Consider the following 9046-nt stretch of genomic DNA (forward strand, 5'->3'; position numbering starts at 1 on the left):
CTGGATTTGACCACTGGAGCAAAACGGCGATTGGACCTGCGCCGTTTGGCTGCGCACATGGCCAGTTTTTTCAAAGCGCTCCCAGCCGCTTGGGAGTATTCGGTGCTTCGAGAAGCCCCTGCTGGATCCCCCGCGACGTGGGTCACCAAGCTGCTCCGGAAACCCAGATGCACTCACCATCCACTCAAATACATTGTGCTGTCCACCGCATTGGAGGTCGACTTAGCTTGCATCCCTCGCCATGAAGAACCGTCGCCACCTGTGGGTAAGCGTGCGACGCTGATTGATATCCATTCCTCACCACCAGGGCCAAGAGAGATCATACCTGAGGGATGGAAAGGCCTACCCGCAGCAGTTTGCAGGCTGGCTTTTGCCGGGCAGGAAGCACGGCTAATCGGCGACACGCTGGGTGTATCCCTAGCTTATGTTTACCGGACTATCCGCGCCGTTCACTGCGGCCCAAGCGCATGGAGAGACGCAAGATTCCTGCGCGAGCGTCGGCAGCGCCGAACAGCCTTCGAGAATGACTATCGGCACCTGCATGCTCACCAATGTCGTAACTATGCATGGCTTTACCGATGCGATCGGATCTGGCTTACGGACCGCACTGCGAACGGTGGCAGTGTCCACGCAAGCCGAGCTGATAGCGCCGGCGCGTTTGCGGTCCTCGACTCGCAACTCGCCGAGCAGGTGAGGGACTGTGCACAGTGGCTTCGTGGCGTAGATGGGAGACCCGTCAGGATCACGCGCACCCGCATCGGTCGGGAGCTGCACGTCCTATCACGTTTCCAAAAGCAGCTCGCTAAGCTCCCCCTTTGTGCGAGAGCACTGGAGGAGGTTTGTGAGCCCGCCGAACAGTTTCACCTTCGACGTCTGCTGTGGGCAAAGGCCAAGTGGGAGGGTGAACAGCGAAGAGTGACCCGATCAGCGCTGTACCGCACCGCATGTATCAGGTCTGGGGTTTGAGCTGTTAGGTCGCATAAGACTACCTTGGCCGGCAACTGGAGAACGAACCGCACCTCGTCTTCCAATACGTTGTCGTGGAAGTAACTGAGGAAGTACTCGCATTGACTGAACTGGTCAGAGGCGATCTCCTCCAGGCGATACAGCCCACTGGGCAGGCCTTCCTGACAGGCCTGGTAGAAGGGGGCGAGCAAGTATAGGCCGTCCAGGTAGGAAAACATGGAGGGCGTTCCCAACCGGGAGGCGGCGTCGTACTTCTCCAGCGGCTTGGGCACTCCCTCGCCGGGGTACAAGGCAGCCAGCGCATTGTTGAAGGGTAACCACTGGTGCAGCAGCAGGATCAGCTGCCTCCAGAAATGATCTATGCCATGACGCTACACCACAGCAATATTCTACACCCTTACAGGAGCATTGATTGGCGTCACAGCTGTACAAGGAGATGTTGTCTAGGCTGAGCAATACGGCAGCGGCCGATATTTCCCACCCAGCTTGGGAGTTGATCATGACGGAGCCCATCGCCCTGTTACTGATCTGGCAATCCCTTCTTGGCGGAATAAAGGCGGTATCGCACTGATCATGCAGGCCATATTTGGCCTGTTTTATGTGGCTCGTGAGCACTATGGCCACCTGTCACAGGTACTACACTTTTTTAATTTTGTTGCTCTGACCGCTGACGCACCTCTTCGGGCACAACCATGGCGGGTATTCTCACCAGAAGGGTGAAAACTCGTCCAAACCGGACAACAAAGGGAACTAATTCATGCACACCGCATCGTGCCAGCACGACCATGACCACTCGCACCCGCATGAGCAACCGGATGGTAGTCAGCGCGATTTGGTATGCGGTATGACGGTGCCACCGGATAGTCTCTACTTCGAGCTATACGAGGAAAGGACATACCGCTTCTGCAGTGAAAAGTGCCTGACGAAATTCCGCGCAGCGCCTGTGCGTTATCTTAGCCCTCCCCAGGACCAAGAAGACGCGGGCCATCACCACTCGGCTGCCCCGCAGCCAAGCAACGCGGCGGACGCCGAATACACTTGCCCGATGCATCCCCAAATCCGCCAGCGTGGGCCGGGCAGCTGCCCAATCTGTGGCATGGCCCTAGAGCCAGTAATACCGGAGCTTGAGGAAGACGAAAACCCGGAACTCAAGGACTTCTCCCGCCGCTTCTGGTGGACCTTGCCCCTGACGGTCATCGTGACCGTGTTGGCCATGACTGGCCACCAACTCCAATTGCTGCATGGTGCCACACAGAATTGGGTGGAGTTGATTCTGGCCACTCCCGTGACCCTATGGGCTGGCTGGCCGTTTTTCGTGCGTGGGGTCGCATCGATTCGTAACCGCAGCCCGAATATGTGGACGCTGATAGGTTTGGGAACGGCTGCGGCGTACCTCTACAGCGTTGCGGCCACAGTGTTCCCGCAGGTTTTCCCGACGACTTTCATGCAGGATGGCCGCATTGGCGTCTACTTCGAAGCGGCCGCAGTCATCATCTCATTAACGTTGCTCGGCCAAATGCTCGAGCTCAAGGCGCGCTCACAAACCTCCGCCGCCATCAAGTCGCTCCTGGGCCTTGCCCCCAAGACCGCCCGTCGCATCGGGGCCGATGGTCAGGAGGAAGATATTCCGCTCACCCACGTGCATACGGGCGACCACCTGCGAGTTCGCCCTGGCGAGAAGGTGCCGGTCGACGGGGTGGTCCTGGAGGGCGAAAGTGCTATCGATGAATCCATGCTGACAGGCGAGCCCGTGCCAGTGATGAAGAAAGCTGGGGATGCACTCATCGGTGCCACGCTGAATACCCACGGTAGCCTTGTGATGGCGGCGCAGAAGGTCGGCGCCGAGACAGTGCTCTCGCAAATCGTGCAGATGGTCGCGCGGGCTCAGCGCTCTAAAGCCCCGATGCAGCGGATGGCGGACACCGTGGCCGGCTATTTCGTCATGGGGGTGATTCTGGTCGCGCTGGTCACCCTCTTCGGCTGGGGGCTTTTCGGACCGGAGCCTGGCTGGGTCTTCGGCCTGATCAATGCGGTCGCGGTCCTTATCATTGCCTGCCCCTGCGCGCTCGGCCTGGCCACTCCCATGTCGATCATGGTCGCTACCGGGAAGGCTGCCAGCAGTGGCGTGCTCTTCCGAGACGCCAGTGCTATCGAGAACCTCTGCAAGATCGACACGCTGATCGTCGACAAGACCGGGACCCTCACCGAGGGCCGGCCAGTATTTCATAGTGTGGTCGGTACCGGGCAGTTCATGCCACCCGAAGTCTTGCGCCTTGCCGCCAGCCTGGACCAAGGCAGCGAGCACCCGCTGGCACATGCGATTGTCGATCATGCGCGAGCGCATGGACACAGCTTGTCCAAGCCAGAGACGTTTGAGTCGGGCTCTGGGATCGGTGTACGTGGCCATGTGGACGGCAAACGGCTGCAGCTTGGCAACACGACCTTGATGGAAGAGGCTGGCCTCGACACCAGTCCGTTGCGAGACCGCGCCGAGCAGCTACGTCTGGAAGGCATGAGCATCATGTACCTGGCCGTCGATGGCGTGCTCGCTGGCCTGCTAGCGGTGTCCGATCCGGTCAAACCCACCTCCAAGGAGGCGGTAACCCGGTTACAGGCAGTAAATGTGAAGGTCATCATGGCCACCGGCGACGGTCTGACTACGGCACGTGCGGTCGCGAAACAACTCGGCATCGAGGAAGTCCACGGAGAAGTGAAACCCGAGGACAATGAGCAACTGGTGGCGCTCCTGCAGGGCGATAAGCGCCGGGTTGCCATGGCAGGAGATGGGATCAACGATGCCCCCGCGCTGGCCCGGGCTGATGTTGGGATCGCCATGGGAACTGGCACCGATGTTGCCATGAACAGCTCCCAGTTGACGCTGGTCAAGGGCGACCTGATGGGCATCCTGCGGGCCAGAACACTTTCCGTGGCCACGGTGAAGAACATGCGTCAAAACTTGGGCTTTGCATTCTTCTACAACGCTATGGGCATACCGCTGGCGGCAGGTTTGTTCTACCCGCTTACCGGCCATCTATTGTCACCGATGATTGCGGCATTGGCCATGAGCGTAAGTTCGGCTTCCGTGGTATTCAACGCACTGCGGCTGAAGCGCGTAGTCACAGACTGAAATGGGCACACCGCAACCTATGAGAGGAAATTCCGCCATCAGCGTTTCAACGCCTGATCCATATGACTGACTGTCTAGGGCTTTGGCCTTAGCGGGTATGTCCGCGAGTTCGGCGCCAATCTGGTCCTGATGGAGGACATCGGGCAACTGCTAGGTCCGCCATCTTCTGCCAAGATCGTAAGGGACAATTGTGATGCAGCAGGGTCCGCCGCCAGAGGAGTTGGACAAGATTTCAGGGCGAAGATAAATCCTTTGACCGGGCCTTGACCTTGTCATCGTGTCAAGGTTGAAGCTGTAAATGCGGCGAGAGAAGCCGTACCAGCATGAGAGGCCCGCTATGTTCGTTTTGGAAGTTTCCGGTATGGGATGTGGCAGTTGTGTCAACAAGATCACGAAGGCCATCCAGGCTGCCGATGGCGACGCGAAGGTGATCGTTGACCGTGCTGCCGGTACAGTGAGTGTCCAAAGCAACATCGAGGCGGAACGCGTCGGTGCACTGGTCCAGGCGCTTGGTTACCCAACCAAAGTCAGTCGCTAAGTCTCGTTGCCGCTCAGATGGCAAGCCGCCGTGCCATGTTTCATGGCGCGGTTTCTTCATATTCGGCCTGATGTCGACTGACTCCGGGTCGAGATAGCCAGCGATACTCCCCAAAAAGTGGACGGCCTTCGATCACTCCGCACCGAGTCAAGCCGTGGACGTTGACGCTGATCAAGAAAATGCTTCGCGATTGGTGTTTATCTTGAGTGAATGCATAGGTCAGCCTGGTTCACATACCCCGGCCTCTCGTTGGAGCTCATTCACCATGATGACTGCCAAGCGGTTTAGTTCTATGGCCTTGGGGATATCCCTGCTCATCCCTCTGGGGCTGGTCATGGCAAACCCTACGGGTAACGTTTACACGGCCAATGAACGGTCCGCTTCCATTAGCCAGGTAAATCTTGCGACAGGTGATGTGAGCACGGTCGCCTTGCCGATCGCACCCCACAACCTACAGGTTTCGCCCGACGGCAGCTTGCTTCTGGTTGTTGGAGTGGCTGGACATGCGGGGCATTCGAGTGGTGAAAAGCCCGGTGGGCAGTTGCTGGTGTTCAGTACCAGCGCGCTGGACAGACCACCGTTCAGCTTCCCGGCAGGCGATCACCCGGCTCATGTGATCACCGACGTCACCGGGCTGCGAGCTTTCGTGACCGATTCCGCTGCCAACCGGGTACGAATATTTGACCTTGAGCAGCGAATCGAGTTGCCCGGTATTCCAACTGGGCGTTATCCCCATGGGCTGCGCTTGAGCCCTGATGGCCGGACGCTCTATATCGCGAACATGAAGAGCGACAGCGTATCGCTTATCGACGTCGTCACACTCAAAGAAACCGCGCAGATTCCCGTAGGTAAAGGCCCTGTCCAGGTCGGCTTTGCCCCCGACGGTCGCCTGGCATTCGTCTCGCTCAGTGCGACAAATCAGCTTGGCATCATCGACACGGCCAGACGCAAGGTGATCGGCAAGGTTGATGTCGGCCGCACGCCAATCCAGATGATGGCCACCGTTGACGGTCGCCAGGTCTATGTCGCGAACCAGGGCAGCGGCCAGAATCCGGACGACCGAGTCTCCATCGTAGATATCCAGACGCGTAGCAGCCTGGGCACCGTGACCACCGGCAAGGGTGCCCATGGTGTGGCCATCAGCAGCGACGGCGCTTATGTGTTTGTCAGCAATATTGAAGCAGGCACCGTATCTGTCATCGATACGAGCAGCCGTAAGGTCGTTGCTACCCATAAGGTTGGCGCCGGGCCAAACGGGATCAGCTTCGAGCCGCCGAGTGCCCAATAGCCCGTTGATGTGCAACCTGAGCACGAGACGAAAAATGAGCATTCACGCCGGCGCAGTCATTTGTTTGTCGTGCCAGGTGAGGCTTGGCGCCAAGACCAAGGCATCCGGCTTTATAACAGTGTTAAGGAGATGATGATGTCCAACGTTCGCAATTTACTGATCGGACTTTGTTTGGCTGCAGCGTCCGTGGGCGCCATGGCGCAAAACACCGATGAACACTCGGCACATCACCCGGCCGATGCGCCAGGCGCGGCGGCCACTGTGAAGACGCCTTCTCAGCCAATGGACAAAGGGCAAATGGCGGCGATGGACCAGCAAATGAAGGCCATGCAAGCCATGCACGAAAAGATGGCTGCAGCCAAAACGCCGGAAGCCCGTCAGGCGTTGATGGCCGAGCATATGGCGCTGATGAAAAATGGCATGGCCATGATGAAGTCCATGGAGGGTGGCATGCCGGGAATGGGGGGCATGCATGGCGGCATGGGCGGGGATATGGCCGCCCGCCACCAGATGATGGAGAAGCGCATGGACATGATGGAGTCGATGATGCAGATGATGATGGACCGCATGCCATCTGCAGCATCGAAGTAACCCACCTCCTTTCCCAGGAGTCGCTATGAACCCTCACTTCGATGAACACGGCTCTCCGCCCAGTTTCTGGCGTTCACGCTACGCAATCGGCCTGGTGGTAATCGGTGGGATCGCCGTCTACTTCCTGCTCACCGAGCACCTTGCCCATGTCGTTGGAGCCCTGCCTTATCTGTTGTTGCTCGCCTGTCCGCTGATGCATGTCTTCATGCATCGAGGACATGGGGGACACCATCACCAGGGCCAGAGCAAACCGGCCCCCTCCGATAAGGCTGATATCCATAAGCCGGGAGATCCATCATGAATCATGGTGAAAGCGCGTATGGCCTCTGGTCGCTGGTTTTCATCAACTCCGCGATCTTCATCATGTTTGCCTTCAGTTTCTTCAAGCCGGCAACGGCGAGAGACTGGAGGAGCTTCGGTGCCTTCTCGGCGTTCATCGTTGCCCTGTTTGTGGAAATGTATGGCTTCCCCCTGACGATCTATCTGTTGTCAGGCTGGTTGCAGGCCAGGTTCCCCAACCTCGATCTGCTTTCCCACGAATCCGGCCATCTGTGGTCGACGTTGCTCGGTGACCAGGGCAACCCACACTTCAGTGTTTTGCACATTGCCAGTTACCTATTCCTGGGTTTCGGCTTCTATTTGCTTTCTGCCGCCTGGAACGTGCTATATCACGCGCAACGCCGCCATTCACTTGCAACGGTCGGGCCATATGGCTGGATCAGACATCCGCAGTACGTGGCATTTGTGCTGATTCTTCTGGGCTTTCTCCTTCAGTGGCCGACGCTGCTGACGCTGGCAATGTTCCCGGTGTTGCTGGTGATGTACGGGCGTTTGGCGGTTTCCGAAGAGCGGGAAATGCACAAGCAGTTTGGCGCTGCCTACGAAGCTTATACCCGCGTTACGCCTAGGTTCGTTCCGCACCTGCGCGAAAGGTTGGGTGGGGGTCATAGAGGCTGAAGCGTAGGACGAAGGAGCTACATGCCAGGAGGGTTTCAGCGGCAGTGTTTCTAGCGGGAATAGGGTATCCAAAGTCTGTTTGCTCGGATAACACTCTGAGTTGTCGCGGTTTTTCTTGTCGACAAGCTCGGTGGAATCCTTTTTTGGCGTTCGGATAACTCAGGCAGTTGGATGACTTTGCGATGCCCTGTCCGCTTTCGACCCATATAGATCGTGATGCACGAAGATCTCTGCTCAAACGTCAGCTACTACTCTGATCTGAATGCATCCCGGCTACAGAGCGCAAAGACCAACTAGCGTCCCGAGGCACAGAGCTGAAGGCGGCGCGGTCAGGAATTGCGGCAGCACTTTTTCCAAAGTTTGGCTAGATGACCCTGCCTATCAGCTCTAATAGGCAGGGTCAACCCGTCACTGCTTGCGAATACCTACGATCGTCGCTGTGCCCCCATTCATTCGGAAATCGAAGCTGACCTTGTCGCCTACCTTGAGTCCCTTGAGTTGCTGCTCGGTAGCGCTGAAGCCCATGGTCATTGCCGGCCATTTCAGGGCTGATACTGGTCCATGCGCCAAGGTAACTTTACCTGGTTCCAAAGCTTTGATGGTTCCCTCAGCCGATGCAGTCGGAGCCGCCTGGCTGCCTTGGGTCTCGTTGCCTTCCATGGGCATATTCTTCATATCCATGCCATTCATGTCTTGGGCCTGCACCGCCGCCGCAACGGCGAACACTAGGCCAGCGCTGATCAGTAGCTTCTTCATCGGGTTAACCGTGCTCCAGGCCTATCTGGATCAGGGCGTCAAACGCGTGGTGGTCTGCGCTCCAGTGAAGGAGAAAGGCGCACTGAACGTGGTGATGGGCGTCAACCAGCACCTGTTCGACCCGGCGCAGCATCGCATCGTTACCGCCGCCTCGTGCACCACCAACTGCCTGGCCCCGGTGGTCAAGGTGATTCACGAGAACCTGGGCATCCGCCACGGCTCGATCACCACCATCCACGACCTCACCAATACCCAGAGCATCCTCGATAGGCCACATAAGGACCTGCGCCGCGCCCGAGCCTCCGGCATGAGCCTGATCCCAACCACCACGGGTTCGGCCACCGCGATCGCCGAGATCTTCCCCGAGCTGCGCGGCAAGCTGAATGGTCACGCTGTGCGCGTACCGCTGGCCAACGCCTCGCTGACCGACTGCGTGTTCGAAGTGGAACGTGAGACCAAGGCTGAAGAGGTCAACGCGCTGCTGAAGGCGTCGGCCGAAGGCCCGTTGAAAGACATCCTGGGCTACGAAGAGCGTCCACTGGTCTCCATCGACTACCGCACCGATCCGCGTTCCTCGATCATCGACGCGCTGTCGACCTTGGTGGTCAATGGCACTCAGGTGAAGCTCTACGCCTGGTATGACAACGAATGGGGCTACGCCAACCGTGCAGCGGAACTGGCCCGCCTGGTCGGCGCAGCGGAGTAAACAGCGATCATGAAGGCGTTGTCAGCCCTGTCTGCGGAAGTGCGTCAGTACCTGCTGGTTACCGGCAACTACTGGGCCTTCACCCTCACCGACGGCGCATTGCGCATGCTGGTGGTG

General features: G+C 58.3%; 8 protein-coding genes and 2 pseudogenes. 8 read left to right on the top strand and 2 right to left on the bottom strand.

Going from position 1 to position 9046, the window contains the following annotated elements; translation table 11 throughout:
• The first annotated feature begins 57 nt into the window (after window positions 1-57).
• Window positions 58-966 carry a TnsD family Tn7-like transposition protein gene (locus tag PM2_RS30485; protein ID WP_100226654.1) on the top strand — a complete coding sequence of 303 codons (909 nt, stop codon included), beginning with the start codon at window positions 58-60 and terminating at the stop codon, window positions 964-966.
• A gap of 14 nt (window positions 967-980) precedes the next feature.
• On the opposite strand, the pseudogene PM2_RS31690 reads toward PM2_RS30485, so the two are convergent.
• A pseudogene (locus PM2_RS31690) lies at window positions 981-1331 on the bottom strand (helix-turn-helix transcriptional regulator); the annotation flags it as partial.
• Window positions 1332-1723: 392 nt separating this feature from the next.
• Between PM2_RS31690 and PM2_RS27715 the strand changes: the two are divergent.
• The 6 genes from PM2_RS27715 (at window position 1724) to PM2_RS27740 (ending at window position 7467) form a co-directional block, all read left to right on the top strand.
• Window positions 1724-4093, top strand: a complete 2370-nt coding sequence (locus PM2_RS27715; RefSeq protein ID WP_004575964.1) for a heavy metal translocating P-type ATPase — start codon at window positions 1724-1726, stop codon at window positions 4091-4093.
• 337 nt (window positions 4094-4430) lie between these two features.
• Window positions 4431-4631, top strand: a complete 201-nt coding sequence (locus PM2_RS27720) for a heavy-metal-associated domain-containing protein (RefSeq protein ID WP_004575963.1) — start codon at window positions 4431-4433, stop codon at window positions 4629-4631.
• A 265-nt stretch (window positions 4632-4896) separates the two neighbouring features.
• Entirely contained in the window at window positions 4897-5919 is a 1023-nt protein-coding gene (locus tag PM2_RS27725) for a YncE family protein (RefSeq protein ID WP_028700032.1), read from the top strand.
• Between the two features lie 135 nt (window positions 5920-6054).
• Window positions 6055-6510, top strand: a complete 456-nt coding sequence (locus tag PM2_RS27730) for a hypothetical protein (RefSeq protein ID WP_004575961.1) — start codon at window positions 6055-6057, stop codon at window positions 6508-6510.
• A gap of 25 nt (window positions 6511-6535) precedes the next feature.
• Window positions 6536-6811: a DUF2933 domain-containing protein gene (locus PM2_RS30490; protein WP_010955870.1), complete on the top strand. Its 276-nt coding sequence runs from the start codon at window positions 6536-6538 to the stop codon at window positions 6809-6811.
• Complete coding sequence (locus tag PM2_RS27740) at window positions 6808-7467, top strand: methyltransferase family protein (protein ID WP_010955869.1); 660 nt, start codon at window positions 6808-6810, stop codon at window positions 7465-7467. The genes PM2_RS30490 and PM2_RS27740 overlap by 4 nt, the downstream gene beginning before the upstream one ends.
• 408 nt (window positions 7468-7875) lie before the next feature.
• Here PM2_RS27740 and PM2_RS27745 read toward each other — a convergent pair whose 3' ends face one another.
• Entirely contained in the window at window positions 7876-8223 is a 348-nt protein-coding gene (locus PM2_RS27745; RefSeq protein ID WP_004575958.1) for a copper-binding protein, read from the bottom strand.
• A gap of 4 nt (window positions 8224-8227) precedes the next feature.
• Between PM2_RS27745 and PM2_RS27750 the strand changes: the two are divergent.
• Window positions 8228-8929 (top strand): annotated as a pseudogene (locus PM2_RS27750) (type I glyceraldehyde-3-phosphate dehydrogenase); the annotation flags it as partial.
• Between the last annotated feature and the right edge of the window lie 117 nt (window positions 8930-9046).

It is taken from the genome of Pseudomonas monteilii NBRC 103158 = DSM 14164 (assembly GCF_000730605.1).
GTDB classification, from domain to species: domain Bacteria; phylum Pseudomonadota; class Gammaproteobacteria; order Pseudomonadales; family Pseudomonadaceae; genus Aquipseudomonas; species Aquipseudomonas monteilii.

Bases quoted from the DNA above. Each gene is read 5' to 3' on its own strand.
- PM2_RS27730 (WP_004575961.1), top strand. From the start codon at position 6,055: ATGTCCAACGTTCGCAATTTACTGATCGGACTTTGTTTGGCTGCAGCG.
- PM2_RS30490 (WP_010955870.1), top strand. From the start codon at position 6,536: ATGAACCCTCACTTCGATGAACACGGCTCTCCGCCCAGTTTCTGGCGT.
- PM2_RS27725 (WP_028700032.1), top strand. From the start codon at position 4,897: ATGATGACTGCCAAGCGGTTTAGTTCTATGGCCTTGGGGATATCCCTG.
- PM2_RS27740 (WP_010955869.1), top strand. From the start codon at position 6,808: ATGAATCATGGTGAAAGCGCGTATGGCCTCTGGTCGCTGGTTTTCATC.
- PM2_RS30485 (WP_100226654.1), top strand. From the start codon at position 58: ATGGCCAGTTTTTTCAAAGCGCTCCCAGCCGCTTGGGAGTATTCGGTG.
- PM2_RS27715 (WP_004575964.1), top strand. From the start codon at position 1,724: ATGCACACCGCATCGTGCCAGCACGACCATGACCACTCGCACCCGCAT.
- PM2_RS27745 (WP_004575958.1), bottom strand. From the start codon at position 8,223: ATGAAGAAGCTACTGATCAGCGCTGGCCTAGTGTTCGCCGTTGCGGCG.
- PM2_RS27720 (WP_004575963.1), top strand. From the start codon at position 4,431: ATGTTCGTTTTGGAAGTTTCCGGTATGGGATGTGGCAGTTGTGTCAAC.